At 37.4% G+C, this 26,696-nt stretch carries 25 protein-coding genes; 10 read left to right on the forward strand and 15 right to left on the reverse strand.

The annotated features are described in order from the left end of the window. Window positions 1–52 precede the first annotated feature (52 nt). The 7 genes from G7B20_RS03080 to G7B20_RS19405 all read right to left on the reverse strand — a co-directional run bounded on the left by G7B20_RS03080 (window position 53) and on the right by G7B20_RS19405 (window position 8,174). Entirely contained in the window at window positions 53–1,336 is a 1,284-nt protein-coding gene (locus G7B20_RS03080; protein WP_164108575.1) for a DUF3472 domain-containing protein, read from the reverse strand. Window positions 1,337–1,526: 190 nt separating this feature from the next. Further along, a complete protein-coding gene (gene argC, locus G7B20_RS03085) occupies window positions 1,527–2,546 on the reverse strand; it encodes an N-acetyl-gamma-glutamyl-phosphate reductase (RefSeq protein ID WP_164108576.1) in 1,020 nt (339 codons plus the stop codon). Window positions 2,547–2,631: 85 nt separating this feature from the next. Then, window positions 2,632–3,819: an argininosuccinate synthase gene (gene argG, locus G7B20_RS03090; protein WP_164108577.1), complete on the reverse strand. Its 1,188-nt coding sequence runs from the start codon at window positions 3,817–3,819 to the stop codon at window positions 2,632–2,634. Between the two features lie 83 nt (window positions 3,820–3,902). Beyond that, window positions 3,903–4,619, reverse strand: coding sequence for a GNAT family N-acetyltransferase (locus G7B20_RS03095; protein ID WP_164108578.1), 717 nt, complete (start codon window positions 4,617–4,619; stop codon window positions 3,903–3,905). Window positions 4,620–5,456: 837 nt separating this feature from the next. Next, a complete protein-coding gene (locus G7B20_RS03105) occupies window positions 5,457–6,035 on the reverse strand; it encodes a YceI family protein (RefSeq protein ID WP_164108580.1) in 579 nt (192 codons plus the stop codon). A gap of 21 nt (window positions 6,036–6,056) precedes the next feature. Further along, on the reverse strand, window positions 6,057–6,926 hold the full coding sequence (locus tag G7B20_RS19400) for a prolyl oligopeptidase family serine peptidase (protein ID WP_240465971.1): 870 nt from the start codon (window positions 6,924–6,926) through the stop codon (window positions 6,057–6,059). A gap of 30 nt (window positions 6,927–6,956) precedes the next feature. Further along, window positions 6,957–8,174: a hypothetical protein gene (locus G7B20_RS19405; protein WP_240465972.1), complete on the reverse strand. Its 1,218-nt coding sequence runs from the start codon at window positions 8,172–8,174 to the stop codon at window positions 6,957–6,959. Between the two features lie 181 nt (window positions 8,175–8,355). Between G7B20_RS19405 and G7B20_RS03115 the strand changes: the two genes are divergently transcribed. From G7B20_RS03115 to G7B20_RS03135, 5 genes are all read left to right on the forward strand, one after another. Continuing rightward, window positions 8,356–9,981: a S8 family peptidase gene (locus G7B20_RS03115; protein WP_164108581.1), complete on the forward strand. Its 1,626-nt coding sequence runs from the start codon at window positions 8,356–8,358 to the stop codon at window positions 9,979–9,981. Between the two features lie 74 nt (window positions 9,982–10,055). Further along, the gene (locus tag G7B20_RS03120; RefSeq protein ID WP_164108582.1) at window positions 10,056–10,241 is read left to right on the forward strand and encodes a hypothetical protein; all 186 of its coding nucleotides are present in this window, start codon (window positions 10,056–10,058) and stop codon (window positions 10,239–10,241) included. Window positions 10,242–10,312: 71 nt separating this feature from the next. Then, window positions 10,313–10,987: an endonuclease III gene (nth, locus tag G7B20_RS03125; RefSeq protein ID WP_164108583.1), complete on the forward strand. Its 675-nt coding sequence runs from the start codon at window positions 10,313–10,315 to the stop codon at window positions 10,985–10,987. A gap of 95 nt (window positions 10,988–11,082) precedes the next feature. Then, on the forward strand, window positions 11,083–12,105 hold the full coding sequence (gene recA, locus G7B20_RS03130; RefSeq protein ID WP_164108584.1) for a recombinase RecA: 1,023 nt from the start codon (window positions 11,083–11,085) through the stop codon (window positions 12,103–12,105). Between the two features lie 138 nt (window positions 12,106–12,243). After that, window positions 12,244–13,425, forward strand: a complete 1,182-nt coding sequence (locus tag G7B20_RS03135; protein ID WP_164108585.1) for a metallophosphoesterase family protein — start codon at window positions 12,244–12,246, stop codon at window positions 13,423–13,425. A gap of 63 nt (window positions 13,426–13,488) precedes the next feature. On the opposite strand, the gene pruA is transcribed toward G7B20_RS03135, so the two are convergent. The 6 genes from pruA to G7B20_RS03165 all read right to left on the reverse strand — a co-directional run bounded on the left by pruA (window position 13,489) and on the right by G7B20_RS03165 (window position 18,045). After that, the gene (gene pruA / locus G7B20_RS03140) at window positions 13,489–15,126 is read right to left on the reverse strand and encodes an L-glutamate gamma-semialdehyde dehydrogenase (protein ID WP_164108586.1); all 1,638 of its coding nucleotides are present in this window, start codon (window positions 15,124–15,126) and stop codon (window positions 13,489–13,491) included. Window positions 15,127–15,335: 209 nt separating this feature from the next. Beyond that, window positions 15,336–16,205 carry a helix-turn-helix domain-containing protein gene (locus G7B20_RS03145; RefSeq protein WP_164108587.1) on the reverse strand — a complete coding sequence of 290 codons (870 nt, stop codon included), beginning with the start codon at window positions 16,203–16,205 and terminating at the stop codon, window positions 15,336–15,338. 105 nt (window positions 16,206–16,310) lie between these two features. Further along, complete coding sequence (locus G7B20_RS03150; protein WP_164108588.1) at window positions 16,311–16,919, reverse strand: superoxide dismutase; 609 nt, start codon at window positions 16,917–16,919, stop codon at window positions 16,311–16,313. An 89-nt stretch (window positions 16,920–17,008) separates the two neighbouring features. Then, the gene (locus G7B20_RS03155) at window positions 17,009–17,479 is read right to left on the reverse strand and encodes a nucleoside deaminase (RefSeq protein ID WP_164108589.1); all 471 of its coding nucleotides are present in this window, start codon (window positions 17,477–17,479) and stop codon (window positions 17,009–17,011) included. A 3-nt stretch (window positions 17,480–17,482) separates the two neighbouring features. Continuing rightward, window positions 17,483–17,830, reverse strand: a complete 348-nt coding sequence (locus G7B20_RS03160) for a tRNA-binding protein (protein WP_164108590.1) — start codon at window positions 17,828–17,830, stop codon at window positions 17,483–17,485. After that, window positions 17,830–18,045, reverse strand: a complete 216-nt coding sequence (locus tag G7B20_RS03165) for a hypothetical protein (RefSeq protein ID WP_164108591.1) — start codon at window positions 18,043–18,045, stop codon at window positions 17,830–17,832. The genes G7B20_RS03160 and G7B20_RS03165 overlap by 1 nt, the downstream gene beginning before the upstream one ends. A 110-nt stretch (window positions 18,046–18,155) precedes the next feature. Between G7B20_RS03165 and G7B20_RS03170 the strand changes: the two genes are divergently transcribed. The 5 genes from G7B20_RS03170 (at window position 18,156) to G7B20_RS03190 (ending at window position 23,322) form a co-directional block, all read left to right on the forward strand. Beyond that, the gene (locus tag G7B20_RS03170) at window positions 18,156–18,743 is read left to right on the forward strand and encodes a porin family protein (RefSeq protein WP_164108592.1); all 588 of its coding nucleotides are present in this window, start codon (window positions 18,156–18,158) and stop codon (window positions 18,741–18,743) included. A 298-nt stretch (window positions 18,744–19,041) separates the two neighbouring features. Further along, on the forward strand, window positions 19,042–19,827 hold the full coding sequence (locus G7B20_RS03175) for a succinate dehydrogenase cytochrome b subunit (protein WP_079645097.1): 786 nt from the start codon (window positions 19,042–19,044) through the stop codon (window positions 19,825–19,827). Between the two features lie 23 nt (window positions 19,828–19,850). Next, the gene (locus G7B20_RS03180; RefSeq protein WP_164108593.1) at window positions 19,851–21,785 is read left to right on the forward strand and encodes a fumarate reductase/succinate dehydrogenase flavoprotein subunit; all 1,935 of its coding nucleotides are present in this window, start codon (window positions 19,851–19,853) and stop codon (window positions 21,783–21,785) included. Window positions 21,786–21,872: 87 nt separating this feature from the next. Continuing rightward, complete coding sequence (locus tag G7B20_RS03185; protein WP_205600169.1) at window positions 21,873–22,646, forward strand: succinate dehydrogenase/fumarate reductase iron-sulfur subunit; 774 nt, start codon at window positions 21,873–21,875, stop codon at window positions 22,644–22,646. A gap of 208 nt (window positions 22,647–22,854) precedes the next feature. Continuing rightward, window positions 22,855–23,322 carry a response regulator gene (locus tag G7B20_RS03190; RefSeq protein WP_079644987.1) on the forward strand — a complete coding sequence of 156 codons (468 nt, stop codon included), beginning with the start codon at window positions 22,855–22,857 and terminating at the stop codon, window positions 23,320–23,322. A gap of 16 nt (window positions 23,323–23,338) precedes the next feature. On the opposite strand, the gene G7B20_RS03195 is transcribed toward G7B20_RS03190, so the two are convergent. Both G7B20_RS03195 and G7B20_RS19570 read right to left on the reverse strand, forming a co-directional pair. Further along, a complete protein-coding gene (locus G7B20_RS03195) occupies window positions 23,339–24,424 on the reverse strand; it encodes a sensor histidine kinase (protein WP_164108594.1) in 1,086 nt (361 codons plus the stop codon). An 82-nt stretch (window positions 24,425–24,506) separates the two neighbouring features. Further along, window positions 24,507–26,666, reverse strand: coding sequence for a 7TM diverse intracellular signaling domain-containing protein (locus G7B20_RS19570; protein WP_164108595.1), 2,160 nt, complete (start codon window positions 26,664–26,666; stop codon window positions 24,507–24,509). Between the last annotated feature and the right edge of the window lie 30 nt (window positions 26,667–26,696).

A 26,696-nucleotide genomic window follows, 5' to 3' on the forward strand; every position in this document is an offset into this window, starting at 1 on the left:
ACGTTAAGTTCAAATAAAAAAACCTGGCCTCTCGGTCAGGTTTTTTTATTTATTAAGGCAGTTTATTGAAATCTATCACAGGAACAGTTCCTTTTCCTATCGCATCAAATTTACTACCAGGACTTACAATCTCACTAAAAAAACCACCGTTCTTGAGATAAAACCCTTCTTTTGTGACGCCACCGGTCGCATCTATCCGTTGCCTTTTCGTATATGTATTATCCACCGTAAACCGAGCCCTTTCGATAGGCTTCCACGTTTTATCAGCATAGTACCATTGGTTTTTATAAATTACTCTTCTCCCAAGATACCCTTGATTAGGATCAAAGTTTTCTAAGAAACTATGAAATCGCTTCAAATGGCTATCGGTCTGTGGACGCTTAAAACTTGCAATCAGCTTCCATTCATTTACTTCAGGAGCAAAAAACCAAGCTGTAAAATCTGTATTTCCCATTCCATCGGGACTACCTTTTAATAAAAACCTATAAGTATTTCCAGCTTTCCAATTATACTTAAGATAGCTTTGTCCTCCCGAGCCTTCATTTCCAAACTCTCCTGTATGCACCGAAGCACCCTTTTTCAACAGTCTTATCTTATGGTCCTCCGGTATTGATTTCGGATCATCCGTCTCGAATGGACTCCATACAGAAAATAAAACACGTCTTTCTGAAGCTGAATTCACTTGAATACCAAAATATCCTTGTGCAAACCCTACAGCCATAAAGTATGATCCAATTTTATCTTCACCTACAGGGATCTTCATTTCGTTATAATAATAGCTCACAGTCTCACTTTCAGGCACCTCATATCCCATATGACAGGAAGGCCCCCTCCTACTCCAATAATAGAAACTAGGGTCATCTGAGAAAATTACCCCTTGCTGGACCGCAGAACCTGAAACAATAAGATGGCTCACCTCTGCCTGACCTTCCAATCCCTTTAGATCGAGATGGAGATATCCGGGTTCTTTGACCTTAAAAGTACCTAAATCGATATCCTTGAATTCTTCTTTATCAATGACGACGTGGTTTTTATTTTTTAAAAACACTATTCCTAATTGGGCTATTGATGACCCTATTTTTCTTCCCCGTAGTTTTATTTGAATATCGCCCTTTCCAAGTACTTTAAAATACGTACTTGTAATACGAGAATCTCCTGATACAATAAATGCAGTTTCCCTTCCGACCCTTGACTTCCCTGGACTTTCGCCTATTTGAAAGGCGTTACCAGCTAATGCTACTTCATAGGGTTTTGTAGTTTGTGCCCAGATTTCGAGGCAAAAACTACACAAAAGAAAAGTAAGAAAGTAAAAAATAGACTTTGTGTTCTTCATCATTAAATATTAACTAAATTAAAATTTTTGAATTGGTTGATTCAGTATTACTCCCTAAAAATATCGTAATCAAAGCATACTATAAAAGATCTGACAACGATCAAACGTTTGTCAAACAGGAATGTTACGATAAAAAAAAGGCAGGTTTCCTAATCCTAGAAACCTGCCTTTGATATTATATTCTTTTGCAGATTTAAAAACCTACCGATTTAAGGTTTAATCCAGCTCTCTCGCTTAATCCAAACATAAGATTCATATTCTGAACAGCTTGACCAGATGCACCTTTTAACAAGTTGTCCGTAGCATTTACAATAAGCAGCTTATCACCATGCTTTTCGAGATGAAGAATACTTTTATTGGTATTGACAACTTGCTTTAGATCGATGTTGACACGTGAAACAATGGTAAATGGGTGCTCCTGATAAAAATTTTCGTAATATGAATAGGCTTCTTCTTCTGTCAAATCTGCATCGACATAAATACTTGAAAAGATACCCCTGGGAAAAGCTCCACGTAATGGCACAAAATTAATACGTTTTGCTGCTCGATCCATTAATGTCCTATCTGAATCTTCTATAAAACCTTTTTGCAACTGATTTAACGACTCAGAAATTTCTTGCAGATGTTGATGCTCAAAAGACTTATATGCTGAAAGATTTCCCGATCTCCAAGAGAAATGGGAAGTAGCGCCTGGTTTCTGTCCAGCTCCAGTAGACCCGGTAGTCGCCGTGATATGAACTTGCGCTGGCAATAGACTGTGAGCAGCCAAAGGCAAAAGTGCCAGTTGAATATTAGTTGCAAAACAACCTGGATTAGCCACATAATGAGCAGACCGTATGGCATCACGATTTAACTCAGGCAGTCCATATATAAATTGTTGCCCTTGATATATTGAGTTAGCTTTAAGACGGTAATCTTGTGACAGATCAATTATCTTCACCTTAGACGCAACCGTATTTGATTCCAGAAACTTACGCGCATCTCCATGACCAACACACAAGAATAACACATCTATTTCCGAATGAAAATCAGTAGTGAAGTATAGCTCTGTATCCCCCAAAAGGTCATTGTGCACCTCATATATTTTCTTACCAGCATTTGATCCGCTATTTGCAAATACAATATCCACATGGGGATGATAGATAAGGATCCGTAAGAGCTCTCCTCCTGTATAGCCTGCAGATCCGACGATGCCTACTTTAATTTTTTCCATAAAATATGTTTTCTATCTAAAAAAAAGGGCACTACGTACAAAACGTGGCACCCATTTTCTTTATTAATACAATCTATTGATTGTCTTAACCCTTTTGGTTTACTTTGTGCCAAATAATAGTTTGATTCCCAAATATCTTTGAGAATCCTTTTACGTCATCCCCTGTATAACCTTCATTCATCTCACCATAACTACCAAACTCATTATTCATCAAATCATGTGAAGATTCAATACCCACAATCACAAATCGATATGGATGTAATTCCACAATAACCCGTCCCGTAACGGTACTCTGTGAAGAGGACAAAAATGCCTCTATATCACGCATTACAGGATCGTGCATTTGCCCTTCATGCATCCAGTTGCCATAAAAACCCGAGATTTGATCTTTCCAGGCCAGCTGCCATTTTGTTAACGTATGCTTTTCCAAGGTATGATGTGCCTTTACCAAAATGATAGGTCCAGCTGCTTCAAAACCGACCCTTCCCTTGATCCCTATGATAGTATCACCAACATGGATATCGCGTCCAATACCGTAAGGTTGCGCCATATCCTGTAATTGCTGTATTACAGCCACAGGGCCTATTTTATTTCCATTTAACGCCACAGGCTCACCTTTCTCAAAGTCAATTGTGACTGTTTGAGGAGCAGTAGAAGTGGCCGCAGTAGGCCATGCAGATTCTGGTAGATACTGATTAGATGTTAAGGTCTCTGCACCTCCTACGGAAGTTCCCCAAAGTCCTTTATTAATGGAATATTTTGCTTTTTCCGCACTATAAGGGAAACCGTGATTACCAAGATACTCAATCTCAGCCTCACGTGATAATTTCAAATCTCTAATTGGTGTTATTATCTCTACACCCGGGATCAGCGTATTAAAGATCATATCAAAACGGACCTGATCATTTCCAGCACCCGTAGATCCATGTGCTACGCACTCTGCTCCGATCTTCTTCGCATAATTAGCTATCGCTGTCGCTTGGCAAACACGCTCCGCAGATACCGATAGCGGATAGGTTGCATTTTTCAGTACGTTACCGAAAATCAGGTATTTAATGGTGTCACGATAATAGTCTTGTGTTTCATCAATCGTAGTATGTGATTTTACACCGAGCTCGTATGCACGCGCTTCTATATTCTTTATTTCATCTTCTGAAAAACCACCTGTATTAACTACTACAGAGTGAACTTCCATACCTAAATCCCTAGAAAGATAAATACAGCAAAACGATGTATCTAAACCTCCACTGAATGCTAAAACTACTTTTTTCATCTAATAAATATTTGTGAGTGCTTATTAAAAAAACGGCATAAATGCGTTCTTCACACTCGTTTTGTGTTTAAGAGGGTATCAATTCAAAATCCCTTTACTGGCTTCCTGCCCAAAGGGAATAACATAACAAGCATTTTACGTGTCGATTTCCACAATTTCGCTTCAATACGCTTCAATAAAGATTGCTTTTTCGAAATACGGTCTAGTCGCTCCTTTGCTTCTGCTTTACGTTGTATCTTTTCTTTCAATTCCTTTTCTTTTTCAACAGGATCCCACAACATCGCTGTACACATACAATTTTTACGATCTTTACTCATCAATATATCGTAATTTATACAACTTTGGCAACCTTTCCAAAATTCTTCATCTTGCGTTAATTCAGAATACGTTACGGGTTCATAGCCTAGGTCGGAATTAATTTTCATCACTGCTAGTCCTGTTGTCAATCCAAATATTTTCGAATTGGGGTACTTCTCCCGAGATAGTTCGAATACTCGTTTTTTAATCGACTTTGCTAATCCCACTTTGCGAAAAATAGGATTCACAATGAGTCCAGAATTCGCGACATAATCGCCGTGTCCCCAAGTCTCAATATAACAAAACCCCGCCCAAGTACCATCTTTATGCAAAGCTATGACAGCCTTGCCTTCATTCATTTTCATAGCCACATATTCGGGCTTACGACGGGCAATACCTGTACCCCGAGCCTTTGCAGACTCAAACATTTCATCACAGATCTGCTCGGCATACCTAACATGATCTGCCGTAGCTGGGATAATTAAAAAATCTGAAATTGTCATCTTAAGATGTCGACCTAAAAATTAATACACTAAACGTGCGCTAAAAGTAATAACCAAGGATTAAGAAATTCATCGAGCCAGATGAATTTACCATTAATAGAATTTTCCTGCCTCTTGTATCAAGCTCGAGGCAGAATAGGTCGTCGGAATCGGAGAATTGGACAGTTTAATGTAATACGTCCGGTCATAACCATAACAACAAACTTTTTGAAAGTTTGTTCCATGCTATTTATATGCCCTTTTTTATTATACATTTAAACTCTTGTGTTTATTTCTTATATCTGACCCTGCAAAAGTAAAGAATTATTTTTTTCTTTTATGTAAGAAGATTGCAGTTTTTTTTTGAAAAACATCACTTTTAATTTCAATGACACAAAAACTATCAATAAGACTGCAAAATCCTTGAAATGTTTAAAATACAAAACAAAAAAAATAAAAATCTAGATTTTGGGATTCTATTTGACTTCTCTTTTCAAATAGCGTATTTTTGCACCTGAACATATTAATTAGCTATGGTAGGCCCAAGTATCATTTTTTACATTTTATTTGCTGTTCCTTATATTTTCGTGATGTATTGGTTGGTTAAACAAGATAAACGCAAATACGCGTGGGGGCTCGCGATAGTGACCTTAATTGCAATTCTGGGCATTTACGTATCACAAAAAGCCAGTAAAAATGCAATCGAAAATTATAGACAACATCAAATTGATGCTAGAGAACAAGAGTCTGAAAATGCAACAGATTCTTTAAAGAATAGAAAATAACAACTACTTTTCGATAAACTAGAACAGGAGTGCTGGATAAAATATCCCGCACTCCTGTTTTTATTATTCTAAATTATTTCTTTTCGGCGATAATCGAAATATCCAGCACAAAATGGTCTTCAATAGCCTTATCCCCTAAACTTGTGAATATGGATCCAGAATTATACTGTATTCCATATTGAGTCCGATCCACTTTTACGCCAGATGCTTTTGCTTCTACCCTATTTTTATGGGTTAAAATCGTTGCCGGAAATGTTATGGCTTTTGTAATACCCTTGATCGTCATATTTCCAGTAATCATAGATTTACCATTTTCTGATTTAACATTCGTAATCACAAATTTAGCCGTAGGATATTTCTCTACGTCAAAAAAATCTTCATTTTTCAAATGACTGATCAATCGACTTGAAGCGGTAGAAGAGGCTATTGTATTCGTACTCAAAACAAACTCCCCTGCAGTGAGTCTTTCTCCCTCGAGAATCATCTTGCCACTTTGTAGTGATATCGTACCTTCAGTATTTCCCCCAACAATCTTCTTACCCGCCCACTTTACCGTGGATTGGCCTACATTTACAACAAATTCATTCTTCTTTTGCGCTTGTACGGACAGACTAAACGCAACAAATAACAACATTAAAATATTGGCTTGCATTTTTTTAATTTATCTAATTCATCATTTACTAATACCTTCCAATTTTAAGATAAACGCATATTCAAGCGCCTGGTCTTTTAAGTAATCAAATCGTCCTGAAGCGCCCCCATGTCCAAAATCCATATCAGTCTTCAGTAAAATAACACTATTTCCTGTATGAGTTGTGCGCAAACGAGCCACCCACTTTGCAGGTTCAAAATACTGAACTTGGCTATCATGCAATCCAGTTGTTACTAAGAGGTTAGGATAGGCTTTCTCTTCGATATTTTCATAAGGCGAATAAGACTTCATGTAATCGTATGCCTCTTTATTATTAGGATTCCCCCATTCGTCATACTCATTAGTTGTCAATGGTATCGTCTCATCTAGCATTGTGGTAACAACATCGACAAAAGGGACCGCTGCGATTACACCGTTCCATAAGTCAGGAGCCATATTAACTACTGCTCCCATCAATAAACCGCCAGCACTTCCTCCTTCAGCATAGAGATGTCCCTTACTGGTATATTTTTGATTAACCAGATACCTTCCGCAGTCGATAAAGTCCGTAAAAGTATTTTTCTTCTTCATCAGTTTGCCATCCTCATACCATTGTCTTCCCATTTCTTCTCCACCGCGAATATGGGCTATGGCATAAATAAAACCTCGATCGAGGAGAGATAATCTCGTACTACTGAATGTAGGATCCATAGATGCTCCGTACGATCCATAAGCATACAAATAAAGTGGAGCTGATCCATCTTTATTTGTTCCCTTTTTATACACCAGGGATATCGGGACAAGTACGCCGTCCGTGGCTGGAGCAAAGGCACGTTCTGTAATGTAATCATCTACATTATATCCTCCCAATACCTCTTGTTGTTTCAGAAGTATTCTTTCCTTGGTAAGCATGTTATAATCGAAGGTAGATAAAGGCGTAACTTAAGACGTGTATCCATAACGTACGACATCGCTGCTATACTCAACATTGATACTTGGATAAACAGTATAGGCTGCTTCACCAAAATCTAATGCATGATCCTTATTCGTTTTTAGATCCCGTATCGTTAAGTTTGTGAGTCCGTTTTTCCGTGTTGAAATCACCAAAAAGTTTTTAAACTCGTCCAACCCCTCTATGAGCACATCCGATCTATGTGGTATATATTCTTTCCAGTTTTCCTTTGTCGTCTTATCCAATGGGCAGGATACGACTTTAAAATTTTGTGCTCCAGCATTGGTCGTTACCAAAAACCTATCTTCCAATGCTGTAACCGAGTATAAGACATCCTTTTGTCTCTCTTGAAATACCCGGAAAGCACCAGTAGGTTCATCTGCTGACAAGTACCTGACTTCAGTACTCAAAGTCCCTTGAGATTGTATAAAGATATACCGTCCATTCTTTGATTTATTAACCCAAATATAATTTGTATTATCCCTTTCCTGATATACCTCCGCATCCAGTTCACTACTGGTCCCCAATGAATGTCGTTTGATCTTTTCAGACAAAAGCGTTATAGGATGAATCTTTGTATAAAATATTGTTTTATTATCGGATGCCCAGACAGCACTACCGGTCGTATTAGAAATCCTATCCGTAAGCAACTCACCTGTTTCTAGATTTTTAATATGAATTACATATTCCCTTCTAGAAACAGTATCTACTCCATAAGCCAAAAACTTGTTATCAGGGCTTACAGCTAGTCCCGAAACGGCATAATAAGCCATTCCTTTTGCCATCTCATCGACATCCAACAAGACTTCCTCTTTACCGTCAAGTCCACCTTTTTTTCGACAAAACTTATAGTATTGTCTCCCCTCCTCTGTGCGTCGGTAATAATAATAACCATTCTCCAAGTAAGGTACAGATTCGTCTTTCTCTTTAATTCTGGACTTCATCTCGTTGAATAACTTCTCTTGTAATGGTTCCGTACTTTTCAACATGAGGGCTGTATAATCGTTCTCTTGTTTTAAATACTTAATAACCGCAGATGAGTCTGCTCCTTTTTTGAAATAGTCATTCAACCAATAATAGTTATCAACCACGGTGTCTCCGTGCACAACTCTAGTATAAGGTTTTATTTCTGCTACAGGAGCTTGAATATCGGGCCAAGTTACTGTACTAACGGTATCTGCTTGTGGGGCACAAGATGCTGCTGCCATACTTAATATTATTATGTAATTATTTATTTTTCTCACCATAGACCTATGTTATAATTGACGAATAGAATTTAAAAATACAAAAACTCTGCAATTATTAAGTTACAATACTTATTTTACATAGATTTAACTATTTTGACACAGCTCCTAGCATTATATTTGCAATTGAAACAAAAAACAAACTATGCATAAGACAAAATTATTCATTGCCCTGTTGGGTATTAGTATACTTCCTTATTCTGGATTCTCTCAGGACAAGAAGGATAAGGCCCCCGCAAACTGGTACAATCTAGATTACAAGACTGACGGCATTTTTGGCATCAGTACCGAAAGAGCTTATGAATTATTAAAAGGGCAAAAATCTACACCGGTGATTGTTGCTGTAATCGATGGCGGTGTAGATGTAAAACATGAAGATCTTAAGGAAGTATTATGGATCAATAAAAAAGACGCCAATACAAATGGCAAAGACGATGATGGAAATGGATATATTGATGACAAATACGGCTGGAATTTTATAGGAAATGCCAATGGTGAGAATGTGAACTATGACAACCTAGAAGTTACTCGTCTAATTCGCAAATTTGAACCAAAGTACATATCAATCCTTCCAAGCACGCGTCTTTCTGAAGCTGAAAGAAGAGAGTTTGTTGCCTACCAAAAAATGATCTCGGATTATACCAGTAAAATGGACGAAGCTCAATTCGGCGATTTAAACTATGGCCGACTTAAACAAAGTATTGACAAAGTCATTGCTAAAATCGGGAAAGAACCTAAGGATATTACAAAAGAAGATTTAGACAACTTCAAGACAGAAAATGATCAGCAAAAACTCGCTATTCGTATCGCCAAAAAAGAGGTAGAAGGAGCTGGTTTCGAAAAATTCTATAAAGATATTGAAGAAGCTACTGATTACTTTGGCGCTCAAGTCAAATATCACTTGAATAAAGACTATGATTCAAGATCCATTATTGGTGACAATTACAATGATGCAACAGAACGCAATTACGGCAATCCAGATGTAAAAGGCCCGGATGCAGAACACGGCACCCACGTAGCTGGAATCATAGGAGCCAAAAGGAACAATAATATTGGTATCAACGGTGTTGCAGATAATGTAGAAATTATGTCTATTCGCGTCGTACCTAATGGGGATGAAAGAGATAAGGATGTTGCAAATGGAATTCGCTACGCTGTCGATAATGGCGCTAGAATCATAAACATGAGCTTTGGTAAAGGATACTATTACAATAAGAAAACAGTAGATGATGCTATTCGCTATGCTATGGAAAAGGATGTACTATTGGTTCATGCGGCAGGAAACGACGGAAAAAATATTGATATCACACCAAACTATCCGAACAAATACTATACAGATAGCCTTAATGCGATAACTGGAGAAGCTAAGGGATGGATTACTGTCGGTGCCACCTCATGGAAAATGGATAGCGATCTTCTGGCAGACTTTTCGAATTACGGATATAAATCCGTTGACGTATTCGCTCCTGGTGTAGCTATAAACTCAACAATGCCAGAGAATCAATACAAAGAACAACAAGGTACAAGTATGGCAGCCCCTGTTGTATCTGGACTCGCTGCTATCCTTCGATCCTACTACCCACAATTAAGTGCTGAAGAGGTTAAAGATGTAATTCTCAAATCTGTTACGAAGGTGGATCAAAAGGTGAAGGTAAAACAAGACGGATCCAGTAAAAAGGTATATCTAGACGAAATATCTGTAAGTGGAGGAATAGTAAATGCATATAATGCTGTTGTAGAAGCAAATAAGAAAATTTCTAGCAAAAAGTAAAAAAATGTTAAATTTTCTATAATAATAATTCCTATTTTGCGTTTTACTACTAAACAACAATAAATAAGACGCTTATGGTTGAAAATTCTACTACAATTTATGAAGAAGCTTACAACAGCGATTTAAAGGAAGTGATAACTGAAGCAGAAGTAAATTTCGAGACAAAGATTAAAAATGGTATCCAAAGTCTAGCAAAAGAACCTTCTCAAAATGTTATAGACAACATTCTCGCCTACTCAAAAACCTTTGTAAGCAAGTAAATAACAAAGTCTCTAAAAGTTTAGAGACTTTGTTGTTTCTACAGTATCCGGCAAAATGAGTATCTTTGTTTATGTTAAAAAAAGACCGCTATAAAGCCTTTGTAGAATATTTTTCAACACACAATCCAGATGCTCAAACGGAACTTCACTATGGAAACCCCTATGAACTTTTGGTAGCCGTGATTTTATCCGCTCAATGTACCGATAAAAGAATCAATCAAGTCACTCCAGCCCTTTTTAATCGCTTTCCAGATCCAGAGTCTCTAGCCGCTAGTAGTCAGGATGAGGTATTTAGTTATATTAGATCTGTAAGCTATCCAAATAATAAAGCGAAACACCTAGTAGGTATGGCTCAAAAGTTGTTAGTTGATTTTAAGGGTATTGTCCCTGAAAAAGTAGAAGATCTAGTAAAGCTACCGGGAGTAGGTCGTAAGACGGCTAATGTAATATCATCGGTTGTCTATAACAATCCTTCTATGGCCGTTGACACCCATGTGTTTCGAGTCAGCAACAGACTCGGTTTGACCAGCAATGCTACAACCCCTTTGGCCGTTGAGAAACAGCTAGTTAAATATCTACCTCAGGAGACAATAGCAATAGCACACCACTGGCTTATTCTACACGGCCGATATATTTGTCTTGCAAGAACGCCAAAATGCGAGCAATGCCCTATCACCTACTTTTGCAAATACTTTGAAAAAACGAAAAAAGCAAAACCTATTGATAAAAAAACAATGAATCTATAAAATATTAACACGAATAGCGACAAACTAATTATTTTAGCAAAAAAATTGCATTTAAAAAATAAAGGTTATATATTTGACATAACAATACTAAAAACATGAGCAACGCAGACAAACTAAAAGCACTACAGCTTACCTTAGATAAGTTAGAAAAATCTTACGGAAAAGGTACTATCATGAAATTAGGCGATTCAGCAGTTGAACCCATCGAAGCTATTTCTACAGGTTCATTGGGCCTAGATATTGCCTTAGGTATTGGAGGGGTTCCCAAAGGTCGTATTATCGAAATATATGGTCCTGAATCTTCCGGAAAAACAACTTTGGCCACACACATTGTAGCAGAAGCACAGAAAAAAGGAGGAATCGCAGCAATAATCGATGCGGAGCATGCATTTGATAAATATTACGCACAAAAGTTAGGCGTCGATGTAGAGAACCTTTTAATCTCTCAACCAGACAATGGTGAACAGGCGCTAGAAATTGCAGACAACCTTATACGCTCTGGAGCTATAGATGTAATCGTGATTGACTCTGTTGCAGCCTTAGTACCTAAAGGAGAGATAGAAGGTGAAATGGGAGAATCTAAGATGGGACTTCAAGCTCGCCTCATGTCTCAAGCATTGCGTAAGCTTACAGGTACTATTTCTAAAACAAACTGTTGTTGTATTTTTATTAACCAATTACGCGAAAAAATTGGCGTAATGTTTGGTAATCCAGAGACAACAACAGGGGGTAATGCACTAAAATTCTATGCATCAGTCCGTTTAGACATCCGCCGCACATCTCAAATTAAAGATTCGGATGAAGTATCAGGAAACAGAGTAAAAGTAAAAATTGTTAAAAATAAAGTAGCTCCTCCTTTCCGTATCGCAGAGTTTGATATTATGTTTGGAGAAGGAATTTCCAAAGTAGGAGAGATTATCGACTTGGGTGTCGAATATAACATTATAAAAAAATCAGGTTCTTGGTTTAGCTACGGTGACACTAAGTTAGGACAAGGTCGTGATGCTGTTAAGAACCTTTTATTCGATAATCCAGATTTAATGGACGAGCTTGAGTCAAAAATAAGAGCAGAAGTAACAGGTGAGACTGTAGATCAATCAGCCTTATTAGAAGAATAATATCACTTACTTAAATAAGAGATAAAAGGGAGCGTTTAAGTAAGCTCCCTTTTCTATTTGTTAACTGCAACAACTCTATTACTTATGCAAAAATCCTCCTATTTTATGTACTTTAGCTAGGAACAACCTTAACTTATTATGGCAATTGATAGAAGATTTTTCCTAAAGACTGTCGGAGCTATTGGTCTTAGCACAACAATTAAGACGACTTCTGCGTATACGGAAAATCAACAAAAGAATGATTTTTCATTATCCTGTCCTCCCTATCTTCAAAACTTTGATTCCGAAAATGTCACAATCTGTGCATTTTTTAACAAACCTTGCTTGGCCTGGGTCGAGCTCTTGGATGATAATGGCAATTCTTATAGCTCCATTTATCAGACAGAAGATGGCATGCGCAACGCAAATACAGACTTCTTTAAATTTAAAGTCCCTCATTTAGGCAAAGATTTCAAATATCGTATAGTTGCAAAAGAGATTATCAAATTTGACCCTTATAAAATTGAATATGGCAAAGAGATCGGGACGCAAGCGATAACAACCAAGCTACCTTTCGCAAAAGAAGACGTTCACGTACTCATATTAAACGACATCCATGAGGATGTAAAAAGTTATAAATTACTTTTTGATCGAAGCACTTTACCAAGAAAGGACGCTATCTTATTAAATGGAGACTTATTCCATTATGTCACTCGATCCCAAGAACTAGTTAGTAAACTATTTCAACCCATGAATGACCTTTCTTCATCGCAGACCCCCTTTGTAATGATCAGAGGGAATCACGAAACAAGAGGCTCATTCGCAAGGGATTATAAAAGATATTTCGATTACCCAAACAACAAGTTTTACCAGGCATTCTTATTGGGACCTGTCTTTTGGATTCTCTTAGACGGAGGAGAAGATAAACCAGACAATCATGAGGTATATGCGAACACCGTTGATTATGATACGTATCGGCTCGAACAGAAAGAATGGTTAGCTAAAGTTCTAACATCAAAAGAAAGAAAAAAAGCCAAACATACTCTGGTCCTAAATCATATTCCATTCTTCCATTCCGATGATTGGCATGGCACACTACATAATAGAGAATGTTTTCATGATCTCTTGCAGAAACATAATGTGGACGCATTGATTTCCGGCCACACACATAAATTTGGATTTTACCCTGCGAATACAGATCACAATTATCCAGTTATTATAGGTGGTGGCCCAAAACAAGGTCAACGTACGCTTATTGAAGTATCCGCATCAGGAAAAAAACTAGATGTGAAATTAAAGAAGGAAACTGGAGAACTCATTAATAGCTTCTCAAAAGCTTAAAGTAATGATTAAAAAAAGGCACAATCTGACGATTGTGCCTTTTCTACTAAAACTATCTTGATTTTATTGCTCGTCAGACAAGAATGGATACCTATAATCCGTATCTGGCGTAAAAGTTTCTTTAATTGTACGAGGCGAAACCCAACGTAATAAGTTTATCATCGACCCTGCCTTATCATTTGTACCAGAGCCCCTTGCTCCACCAAATGGTTGTTGGCCTACAACAGCCCCTGTACATTTATCATTTATATAGAAGTTACCAGCAGCATTACGTAATGCATGTGTAGCTTCTTGTGCAGCATACCGATCTTGGGAAATAATCGCACCTGTTAACGCATAAATAGATGTGCTATCTACCAATTTTAACATATCCGACCATTGCTCATCCTCATACACATAAATAGTCAATACTGGTCCAAATAATTCTTCAGATAGTGTTTCATAATCTGGCGTTTTAGCTAGAATGACCGTCGGATGGATAAAATATCCTGTTGACTTATCGTAAGTACCTCCGATGATAACTTCAGCGTCTTTAGACTCTTTTGCTCTATCGATGTAACTCGTAATTTTATCAAACGACTTCTCGTCAATCACAGCATTGATAAAATTACTGAAATCTTCTGTCCCTCCGATCTTGAAAGATTTAATATCTCTTTCCATTAACCCTTTTAGATCATTCCAAAGGGATTGTGGAATATATGCTCTAGATGCAGCAGAACATTTTTGTCCTTGGAACTCAAACGCACCACGAATCAATGCTGTATTCAACACATCTAAGTCAGCTGACGAATGTGCAACGATAAAATCTTTTCCACCAGTCTCACCAACAATACGTGGATAGGTTTTATACAAATGGATATTTTCACCAATAGTCTTCCAGATATCTTGAAATACTCCTGTTGATCCTGTAAAATGTATACCTGCAAAATCTGGGTGTTTAAAAATCACATCACCAGCATCAGGTCCAGAAACATACACCAAATTGATAACGCCATCAGGAAGTCCGGCTTCTTTGAAAATCTGCATAAGCACATTCGCCGAATAGATCTGTGTATTGGAAGGCTTCCAAACGACTACATTTCCCATCATCGCTACTGATGTTGGCAAATTACCAGCAATTGCCGTAAAGTTAAAAGGTGTCAACGCAAAAACGAACCCCTCTAAAGGACGTTGCTCAACACGATTCCATACCCCTTTGCTGTTTGCTGGCGGTTGTTGTTGATAGATCTCAGACATATATTTCACGTTGAAACGTAAAAAGTCTACGATTTCACACGCCGAATCAATCTCTGCTTGATAAGGATTTTTGGATTGCCCTAACATTGTAGCTGCGTTGAGCTTATAACGATATTTAGTAGCGATCAACTCGGCCGCTTTCAAAAATACCGCAGCACGTTGTTCCCAAGGTAAGTTTTCCCAATCTTCCTTAGCAGATAAAGCCACCTGGATAGCCTCTTTAACATGTTCTTTGGTACCTTGAGAATAATATCCCAAAATATGTTTATGATCGTGTGGAGGAGTCAATTTAACTTTTTTCTCCGTACGAACTTCTTTATCACCGATGTACATAGGAACGTCAATTTCTTGCGCTCTTGCATCATTGATAGCCTTACGTAATAAAGCTCTTTCCTTAGTGCCTGGTGCGTATGAATATACCGGTTCGTTAATAGGAGCCGGAACATTAAAAAATCCCTTTAACATAATTTTATTTTATTTATTATAACTGTAAAATAACGAAATATATCCCTGAATTTATAATCTTCAATTGTCCATAAATAAACATATTCTATCCAAAAAGAAGACTCCATGAATTTAAAACAAAAACAAAACATCTTCCAAAAGCAACTAAAAATCAATAGTATACATCAAAAATAAAAATCACAAAAGCCAATTACCGACTGCAATTTTTGTTATACTTCTACCGTATGCTGTGCTATATACTTTCGTGGAGACATCTTGGTAATAGACTTAAAAACGCGATTAAAATGGACAACATTATTAAATCCCGATTGAAAAGCTGCTTCTGCTATATGTTCCGATTTATTATCAATCAAAATCTGGCAGGCCTTCTCAATTCGTACCTCGTTCAAAAAGCTTATATATGTTTTTCTTGTATGCTTCTTAAAAAATTTACAAAATGATGTCGCCGTCATATGTACAATTGAGGCTACCTGCTCGACGGTGATATCTTCATTATAATGATCAAAAGTATACTTGTAGACCTGACTAATCCGTGCACCATCCTTATCAGAGTAAGTTACGTTTCGAACGCCAGAATAAAGTGACGAAGCCTCCCCCTTATGAAAAGCCAATGCATAAAGTAAAGAAAGAAACTCTGTAAAACGCGGCATAGATGTCTTGACCATCAAATTAGTAAAATAATGCATCATTGACTCAGAAACGCTTCGATCTACGCGTTTACTTGTATCTAACTCTAACAAATAATCTTTAACACTCTCGAACTCTGGAATATGATAAAGCTTTCTCATCCGCTCTAGATTAACAAAAATATGAATAGCGTGAATATCAACAATCTCCTCTTCACACTCCATATCTCGATCAAACATGTGGGGTTCATTTGGCTTTAAAACAAAGATATCTCCAGACTGAAAAGACTGTAAAATATTCCCCACCATAATTGTCCCTTTACCTTTAAGTATATAGGTTATCTGCGCTTCATCATGACGATGATAATAATTGTAGAAGTTTTCCTTTTTGTCCTCCATAACAGCGAAAACGCCTTCACCGTACACAGAAACTGTAAATTGAATTGGCTTCATATACCTAACCTTAATCGCTACTTACTTTTGCAACATATGCTTGGTAAATAAAAAGCGACAATGGAATTCCATGTCGCTTTTTATTAAATCCGTTAAAACTCAGTACTATTTAGCGGCCGCGTAGTTTTTAGCAACAGCATCCCAATTTACGACATTGAAAACAGCTTCCAAATAGGCTGGACGTTTATTTTGATATTTCAAATAATAAGCATGCTCCCATACATCAATTCCAAAAATAGGAGTTCCTTTCACTTCCGCAATATCCATCAAAGGATTATCTTGATTTGGAGTCGAGGTTACTGCTAGTTTACCATCAGCACCAACAATTAACCAAGACCATCCAGAACCAAAACGCGTAGCACCAGCCTCTTGTAATTTCTTCTTCAACTCATCAAAAGAACCGAATGCTTCATTAATAGCTGTAGCTAACTCACCTTTAGGTTCTCCACCAGCGTTAGCACCTAAAACAGACCAAAAAAGTCTATGGTTATAGTGCCCCCCACCGTTGTTACGAACAGCAGGAGAATACTTACTAACATTTTTCAAGATATCTTCCAACGATTCGTTTTCTGCATCAGTGCCTGCAATCGCTTTATTCAAATTATCAACATATGCTTGATGATGGCGATCATGATGAATCTCCATTGTTTCTTTATCAATATGAGGTTCCAATGCGTCATTTGCGTATGGTAACGCTTCTAATTCAAATGCCATAGTTACTTATTTTAATTAAATTATCAAGTTTATTTTAATACCACGAATATAACAAAACACTTTAGCTAATGTTTCATAATAATGCCATTTTATCGCTTAGCCCGAAAAAAAGACCGCATTAACTCGCCACACTCCTCCTCTAAAATCCCTCCGATAATCTGTGTTTTAGGATGCATAGCATAAGGAGCCACTGTCTTATATCCTCTCTTCTCGTCCTTGGCTCCATATACGATTCTAGACACTTGCGTCCAATAGGATGCTCCGGCACACATTACACATGGCTCTACGGTCACATACAGTGTGCAGTCCTTCAGGTATTTGCCCCCTAAAAAATTAGCAGCAGCAGTAAATGCCTGCATTTCCGCATGCGCAGTCACATCGTTCAACCGTTCAGTCAGGTTATACCCTCGTCCTATAATTTTGTTTTGCGCAACAATTATAGCACCAATAGGCACTTCATCTTCTTCAAAGGCTTTTTGGGCCAACCGAAGTGCCTCACGCATAAACATTTCATCCGTATTTACTTCGGCTGTTGTATCTTCGAAATTATAAATACGCATATATTACATTAATCTAGCTCCATTTGGCAATGGACGTTCTACAGCAGTGAGCACTATATCCCCATTTTCATTGGGAAGGCCTGTTACTAAACACTCCGACATAAACTTACCGATTTGCTTACGGGGGAAATTCACAACAGCGATAACTTGTTTACCCACTAATTCATCTTTGGTATACAGTTTAGTTATTTGCGCGCTAGACTTGCGCATCCCTATTTCGGACCCGAAATCGATAAACAACTGATAAGCAGGCCTCCTCGCCTCAGGAAAGTCGTTAACCTCAAGAATAGTGCCTACACGTAGATCAACCTTCTCGAAATCCGACCAATTTATTTCATTACTTTCTGACATTACAACCTATTACTTGAAAGATCTTCTAATTGCTTAGATATTGTAAATACAACATAATCTTTTGTCCTTTTTAAACGCTTCGCTAAACGCTCGACCAGCTGCTCTTCCTCTCCTGGCGCATAATATAAATCATCATCAGTCAAATGATTATATTTACGACTCAATTTAATTTTAGCTACTTGCCAATCTTCTTCGTTAATTTTGATACTGCTCATAATTGTGGTATTAAAATTGCATATATTTACAACGACTGAAATGTCGTCTGTACCATAAAACACGTTTTAAACTATAGTATATTAAACAAATCTACATAAATAAATCAACGATGAAAAAGTTTTTACCTTCATTACTTCTATTATTCTCTGGTGCTACTGTGGCCCAAGCACAAGTACTGCCTAGTTTTGAAATCGGACTAAAAGGTGCCTTAAACTACTCAAAATTAAAAGAGGATAATTTCTTTAATTCAAAAAACAAAGCGGGTTACCAGGCTGGTCTATATTCCCGTATCGGGGTTTTAGGTTTCCACGTACAGCCGGAGTTGTACATCACAGGAAAAAATATAGAAATAAATAAAGACAGCAAAGCGGAAGACATAAAATTCACTAGCGTTGACATTCCTATTTTATTGGGTAAACGTTTTGGACTAGGTCCGATTGGAGCTAGAATACAAACAGGTCCAGTATTTTCTTTTATTACTAACGACGATGGCGACAAAATTAAAAAAGTACTTGAATTTTCTGAATATAAGAAAAACTCAACATCATGGGCGTTTGGTGCAGGGCTCGATGTTTCGAGTCTCCGTGTTGACCTTCGCTACGAGTTAGGATTGAACAATCTAGCAAAAGGAGGAGAACATACACAAAAAATCAACATGTGGAGTATCGGTTTGGGGTACCGTTTGTTCAAAATCTAGTTTAAGTCATAACACTTAATCTTATAAATTATTACAAATCGGTCGGGACATCCTTTATACGTCCCGACCGATTTTATTAAAAGCCCTCCGTATTATCCCCGAAAACATCGATAGGGCATATGAACATCGGCAAACAACAAACACTGGTTTTAGCGAAAATTGAAGATCTAGAAATAAAAATCATTCAACGCGAAAGATTTAGAACAATTCTAAATTAATGCTATTTAATGGATTTAAAGTCATTTTTATAAATGAATTAGATATTTTTGCGATATTAAAATCTATAAAAAAAAGGATAATGAGTAGTAAATCAAAGCCACTATTGACTTCTTCTCTGGGAAAGAAACTCATCATGAGCTTAACCGGACTATTTTTATGTTCGTTCTTAGTAGTTCACCTGATTGGTAACTTACAGTTGTTTAAGGATGATCAAGGCTATGCATTCAACAATTATGCGTACTTCATGACGCACTTCACCCCTATTAAAGTAGTTTCCTATTTACTTTACGCATCTATTATCATCCATGCTGTTTATGCTTTAATTTTAACGCTAGGCAACAAAGCAGCACGACCAATCGGTTACAACCAAGGTAGTGGAAATGTAAGTAGTAAGTGGAATTCTAGAAATATGGGGATATTAGGCACTGTAATTCTTGTTTTCTTAGCAACACACATGCAGCAATTCTGGTTCCAATACAAATTTGGCACTACGCCTTATGTAGAGTATAATACAGAAATGTCTACTGGAAATCGTCAAATTATCGCTTCTGATGCCATTCCAAGTGATTATGATGGTTATAAAATCTTCGTAAACAATGGTATCGAGACTATTCAAACTAAAGATTTGTACAAACAAGTAGCCTATACTTTTCAAAATCCTTTCATTGTATTATTGTATGTGATAGCAATGGCTGCCTTAGCGTTTCACATGATCCACGGATTCCAATCTGCGTTTCAAACATTAGGCTTCAATCACAGAAGATACATCGGATTCATCAAAGGACTTGGGATCTGGGTATTTGGGGTTATTATCCCTCTCGCTTTTGCGGCAATGCCTTTGTATTTCTATTTTAAAAGTTTGTAATATCGAATTAATAGTATTAAGATATGTTAGATTCAAAAGTACCAGCAGGCCCATTAGCCGAAAAATGGTCAAAACATAAATTCAACATGAAACTGGTTAACCCAGCCAACAAACGCAAATTTACTATTATCGTTGTTGGAACAGGTTTGGCCGGAGCCTCAGCAGCTGCTTCTCTAGCAGAATTGGGCTACAATGTAAAAACATTTTGTTATCAAGATTCTCCTCGTCGCGCACACTCTATCGCAGCTCAAGGAGGTATCAACGCAGCAAAAAACTATCAAAATGATGGTGACTCGGTTTATCGTTTATTCTATGATACCATTAAAGGAGGAGATTACCGTGCCCGTGAAGCGAATGTGTATCGTTTAGCAGAAGTTTCTGTTAATATTATAGATCAATGTGTAGCTCAAGGTGTACCTTTTGCTCGCGAATATGGAGGCTTATTAGATAACCGTTCATTTGGTGGAGCGCAAGTATCTCGTACTTTCTACGCTCGTGGTCAAACAGGACAACAATTGTTACTTGGTGCTTACTCTGCATTGAACCGTCAAATCCAAAAAGGCAAAGTACAATCTTACACTCGTCACGAGATGTTGGATATTGTCAAAATTGATGGACAAGCCAAAGGTATCATTACAAGAGATATGGTATCCGGCAAAATAGAGTCGCACGAAGGGCATGCGGTACTATTATGTACAGGTGGGTACGGAAACGTATTCTTCTTATCTACAAACGCTATGGGCTGTAACGTAACAGCAGCTTGGAGAGCACACAAACGTGGTGCTTTCTTTGCCAATCCATGTTATACACAGATTCACCCAACTTGTATTCCTGTAACCGGTGACCACCAGTCAAAATTGACTTTGATGTCAGAGTCATTACGTAATGATGGTCGTGTATGGGTTCCTAAGACACAAGAAATGTCAGCTAAAATCCGTAAAGGAGAATTGAAACCGGCTGATGTTAAAGAGGACGATAGAGATTACTTCCTAGAACGTAAATACCCATCATTTGGTAACTTAGTTCCTCGCGACGTAGCTTCCCGTAATGCTAAAGAAGCCGTTGATGATGGACGTGGTGTCGGTAAAACAGGATTTGCTGTTTACTTAGATTTCAAGGATGCCATTGCTCGCTTAGGAGAAGATACGGTACGTGCCAAGTATGGTAACTTGTTTGACATGTATGCTAAAATCACAGATGAAAATCCATACAAACAACCTATGCGTATTTACCCTGCAGTACACTATACTATGGGTGGTGTTTGGGTTGATTATAATTTAATGACTACCATACCAGGGCTCTATTGTTTAGGTGAAGCAAACTTCTCGGATCACGGTGCTAACCGCCTAGGGGCTTCTGCTTTGATGCAAGGATTATCCGATGGTTACTTCGTTATCCCTTACACTGTTGGAGACTACTTGGCTAACTTAGGAAGCTTTGCTCCTGTAGACAAAAATCACCCGGCTTTTGAGCAAACGCGTAAAGATGTAGAAGATAATATTAAGAAATTATTAGCACTACGCGGTACCAAAACAGTCGATGATATACACAAAGAGTTAGGTCTTATCATGTGGGAATACTGTGGTATGGCTCGTACAGCTGAAGGCTTGACTAAAGCTAAAGGATTAATCCAGGATTTGAAAAAAGAATTCTGGTCTAATGCTAATGTATTAGGAGAAAACGAAGAGATGAATTTGTCTTTAGAAAAAGCTGGTCGTGTTGCTGACTTTATCGAATTAGGAGAATTGATGGTCGATGACGCCTTGAATCGCAACGAATCATGCGGTGGACACTTCCGTCTGGAGTCACAAACTGAAGAAGGTGAAGCCAAACGTAATGATGAAGAATACGCTTATGTAGCTGCATGGGAATACAAAGGAGAAGGACAAGCGGAAGTACTTCACAAAGAAGAGTTAGTATTCGAAAATGTTAAGTTAACACAAAGAAGTTATAAATAGATTGGAGAAAAAAAACAAGAGACATCATAGTTCTATAAGATCTAACATCTCTTGTCTGAAATCTAAAATCTAAAATCATATACAGATATGAGTAATCACATGAATTTAACGCTTAAAGTTTGGCGTCAAAAAAATGATAAATCAACAGGTCAATTCGTGACTATCCAAGCAAAAGACATCGCAGATGATATGTCTTTCTTAGAAATGCTAGATATTGTCAATGACGATTTGACTCGTAAGGGAGAAGACCCGATATATTTTGATCACGATTGCCGTGAAGGAATCTGTGGTATGTGTTCATTAGTAATCAACGGTCGTCCTCATGGACCTAATCAAGGGACTACCACCTGTCAATTACACATGCGTAGCTTCCATGACGGACAGACTATCGTTATCGAGCCTTGGAGAGCTGCTGCATTTCCTGTACTTAAGGATTTAGCGGTTGACCGTACAGCTTTCGATCGTATTCAACAAGCAGGAGGATATGTCAACGTTAATACAGGCGGCGTACCAGATGCCAATATTATCCCTATACCTAAGCGTATTGCAGATGAGGCATTTGAATCGGCAACTTGTATTGGTTGCGGAGCCTGTGTAGCTGCATGTAAAAATGCTTCAGCAATGCTATTCGTTTCAGCAAAAGTTTCTCAATTTGCCTTGTTACCGCAGGGACAAACAGAACGTTATGAGCGTGCTCAAGCGATGGTAGATCAAATGGACGCAGAAGGCTTCGGTAGCTGCACAAATACAGGAGCTTGTGAAGCTGAGTGCCCTGTTGGTATAAAATTAACGAACATTGCTAGATTAAATAGAGAGTACCTTGGTGCAAAAATATTTAGACAAGAAGATGTACACAACTAGTCCTTAACATAAGGTTTAGCTAAACACGAAGAGGTTGCCTTGTATAGGCAACCTCTTCGTGTTTAGAAACTTATCACTCTTATTTACATTTTTTTAACATGGAGATAAAACAAACGATAATCAGCTATTTGATTCTTACAATACTTTTCATTACTTTGTATATCAAAGAGATTCCTCTAATCTAGGCGGGATCGTATGCGTTAAAACTATGGAAAACAAAAACAAGATCACAGTATTGTATGTAGATGATGAGGAAAATAACTTGGTTTCCTTTAAGGCTACTTTTCGGTTAAAATATAAAGTATTTACAGCAATCAACGGACCTACTGCTATCGATATTGTGAAGAAAAATCACATCGATATTATTATCACTGACCAGCGCATGCCCGAAATGACCGGTGTTGCATTGTTAGAAGAGATTATCAAAATAAATCCAGATCCAATGCGTATTTTATTAACAGGTTATGCTGATATGAGCGCCGTTGTGGATGCTGTTAATAAAGGAAAAATTTACCATTATCTCAGTAAACCTTGGAGTGAAGAAGAATTAGATGAAACCATACAGCGGGCGTATGAAATATATGCAGAGCGTAAAGACGTATTAGAAACCTATTCTAAACTAGAAGTATCTAACGAGCAGTTAGAATTCCTTTTACGTCAAAAACTACTATCCTAAGTAAGAGTGAAAACTCTTACTTGTTGGGAATTGACACTTTAAAGGAAGTTCCTTTCCCTAACTCTGACTGTACAGAAATAGTCCCTTGTAGTTTTGACAAAGCATTCTGAACATTGTAAAGACCGAAGCCCATACCCTCGGCCTCATTACTCGCTCTAAAGAAAAGTCTGAATATATCTTTTATGTATTCTTGCGAAATACCAATTCCTGTATCACTTACTTCTATGATAGCGTGATCGTCTTTCACAATCACGGATAAGTCGACCCGCTTATCCAGATTGTCTTTACGTTGATATTTAAAGGCATTGGATAGCAGATTGTGCAAAACGAGCTCAAGAACAGCTAAATCACTTTTAAATGTATCTCTCTGTTCGACAGTCACGTGAAAAGCCACTTGATTGTTCTTCGTGTACATTTTATAAAACTGAGCGATATTATCAAATAATGAATGAAAATCAATATTAGACAGCTCAAGTTCTCCTCGTCTAAGCAAGAAATAATCCCGCAAACTATTAATATAGGCATCCAAACGCATCAAAGATCCTTCCATCAGCCCCAATATCTCATGCATACGTTCAATCTGATCAAAGCCCGCTGCCAACTTTATTGCGGTAAGAATACCTGTCAGCGGCTCACGCAAATCATGACTCACACTATAAGCAAACTTATCCAACTCATGATACGCTTTTTGCAGTTCTTCGTTTCTTATATCTAGCATTGAGGTCGCAATATAAAATTTGTTTGCTTCCTCTATAGATGAGATTATTTCTTCCTGCTGCCAAGGCTTACGAACGAATCTAAAGATATGCCCCTTATTCACCGCATCAACCACAGTTTCCATATCAGCATATGCCGTAAGTAAAATTCTTATAGGTCGAGGAAACTCCGTTCTGATCCGATGTAAAAAGTCAACTCCCAATTCTCCGGGCATACGTTGATCGCAGAATATAACCCGTATATCCGGATGAGCCAGCAAGATTTCTCTAGCTTCTGTCGTATTAGAGGCGGTATGAACCAGATACTGATATCTAAAGTTAGCTTTAAAACCAACTAGGTTATTCACCTCATCATCGATATATAATATCTCTGGAACTTCTTGCATAAATTTGGTAATAAAATAGTGATAACCAAATAACCTTTAAACAAAGTTACGGAAATTTAGGCGATTTAAGCTTAATCTTTTCCTAGACGTCTTGCTTAATAGGAATAACTAATTTAAATAGTGTGCCTTCCCCAACCTCGGATTCAACAATAATTTTGCCCTCATGCTTTGCTATTGTATTGTACGCGATCGACATCCCCAGCCCAGTCCCCTCTCCAACATCTTTTGTTGTAAAAAAAGGTTCAAATATCTTTTCTCGAATATCATTTGGGATGCCTATACCATTATCCATAATGTTAATATAAATAAAAGAATCATCATCGCAAACACCTGTCTCTATTTTAAGCTTTCCACCCGTATCACGATCGTACTTTTTGTTGATCGCATAAATAGCATTTGTCAATATATTTAAGAAAACTTGGTTTAACTTACCAGCGTAACATTCAATTTGCGGAATATCCCCATATATCTTCTCAACCTCTATCCCCTCTTTTATAATACTACCTAAAATAATTAATGTAGACTCTAACCCTTCATTAATATCAGCATATTTCAGTGTGTCTTCATCCACGCGTGAAAAAATCCGAAGACTCTTTACAATTTCAGCTGTACGACTTGCTCCATCATGCATTCCTCTAAGAAGAAAATCAACCTCTGTTTTCAAATAATCAATATCGATATCTTCTTTATATGCTTTGATTTGTGCCTGCTTTTCTTCTGTAGATAGTCCTTCGGCAAATGCTATACGTTCTACTTCATCTAAGGTACCCCAAACCATCTTAATATCCCGTTTTAGGGGAGCTACATTAGAGGTCACAAAATTAATGGGATTATTGATTTCATGCGCTACACCAGCGGTGAGTTGTCCTAAAGAAGCCATTTTTTCTGCTTCTACAAGTTGTGATTGCGTTTCTTTCAGATGCGTCAATGTAGTCTGCAAAGACTCATTAGATTCAGTCAACTCTCTCGTACGCTCATTAACTTTCTGTTCAAGTACAAAGTTTTGTTCGCGAATTAGACGTTCGTTTTCTTGAGAGATTGTCAATTCTCTGGCCTGAGACTCTTCTTTCTCTTTGCGATAGATATTAATTTTATCTCCTAGGGCAAAAGATAAAAGTATAGCTTCAATAACAGAGCCTATCTGTATAGCCCTAAGCGTAAAAAAATTATAAGGCAGTACATTATAATCCTTTAGTACATAAACCAACACACTTAATAAAAAGATACACCAAGCAAATAAAAAGTACTTAGTTTGTCTATATTTTTCGCGCGATAAACGAAATGCCAATATCAATACAATAGTGGACCCGCCACCAGCAACTACATTAACCATTTTATATGCAGGGATCATTACACCACCAATCAAAAGTCCGATTGCTACGACATATCCCACCAAAAATACATTCAGTAAAAAATTGAACTTTGGAGAATCCTTTGCTGTCTGAAGAAATGATTTAACGAAAAAAATTGTAGCAATCCCTGAGAGTGCTCCCGAAAGAGTCAAAATCCTACTCGAAATCCAACTACTCTGTATCCGGAAAAGAGGTTCTAAAAGACCTAAAATAGCGAGCTGTGCAACTGTGACCCAAAAAATATAATTCACATACACGAAATAGTGAGGCTCTTTCGTCGAAAAGTATAGAAATATATTATACAGTATCATGGATAACATCAATCCAATATAAATTGCTGAAAACACATCTGTCTGTAAAAGTGTTTTAAATAGGCCTTTCGCACTATGAACAGAAATAGGAACAGAAAGCTGCGTATTACTAAATAATTTAAGATAACAAGTTATTTCTTCACCTTTATTTAGCGGTATTTCAAACAGGAAAAATTGATGAGGATATTGTAAACTATTTATGTCGCTTTCAGAATTGATATGTACACTGTCAACAATACCATTTCTTACAGAATAAAAAACAACATCATCAATATTTGTTTGAGATAGGTTTATAATTAAATTATTTATATCAGATAAGTTCGTGACAGAAAACCGAATCCAATTATTTACGTCTTCAGCTCCAAGATTAGGAACGGCTTTGTTGCTTTTCTTAAACAAATCCGGTTCTCTTTGTAACTTTTCAAAGGTTAACTGCTTCGTTGGATCCTTAAATATAGAAATATTTTTACCGATATACTCTCCGTCATTTTCTTTAAAAAACTTAAATCCCTCAGCAGAGTATGTATATAAAAATGGTATTAAAACCAATAAAGCTAACAGAAAACTCTTATTCTTCATAATTATGTTAGTTTTCGCAAAAGACTGTAG

It is taken from the genome of Sphingobacterium sp. xlx-96 (genome assembly GCF_011007365.1).
Lineage (GTDB): Bacteria > Bacteroidota > Bacteroidia > Sphingobacteriales > Sphingobacteriaceae > Sphingobacterium > Sphingobacterium luzhongxinii.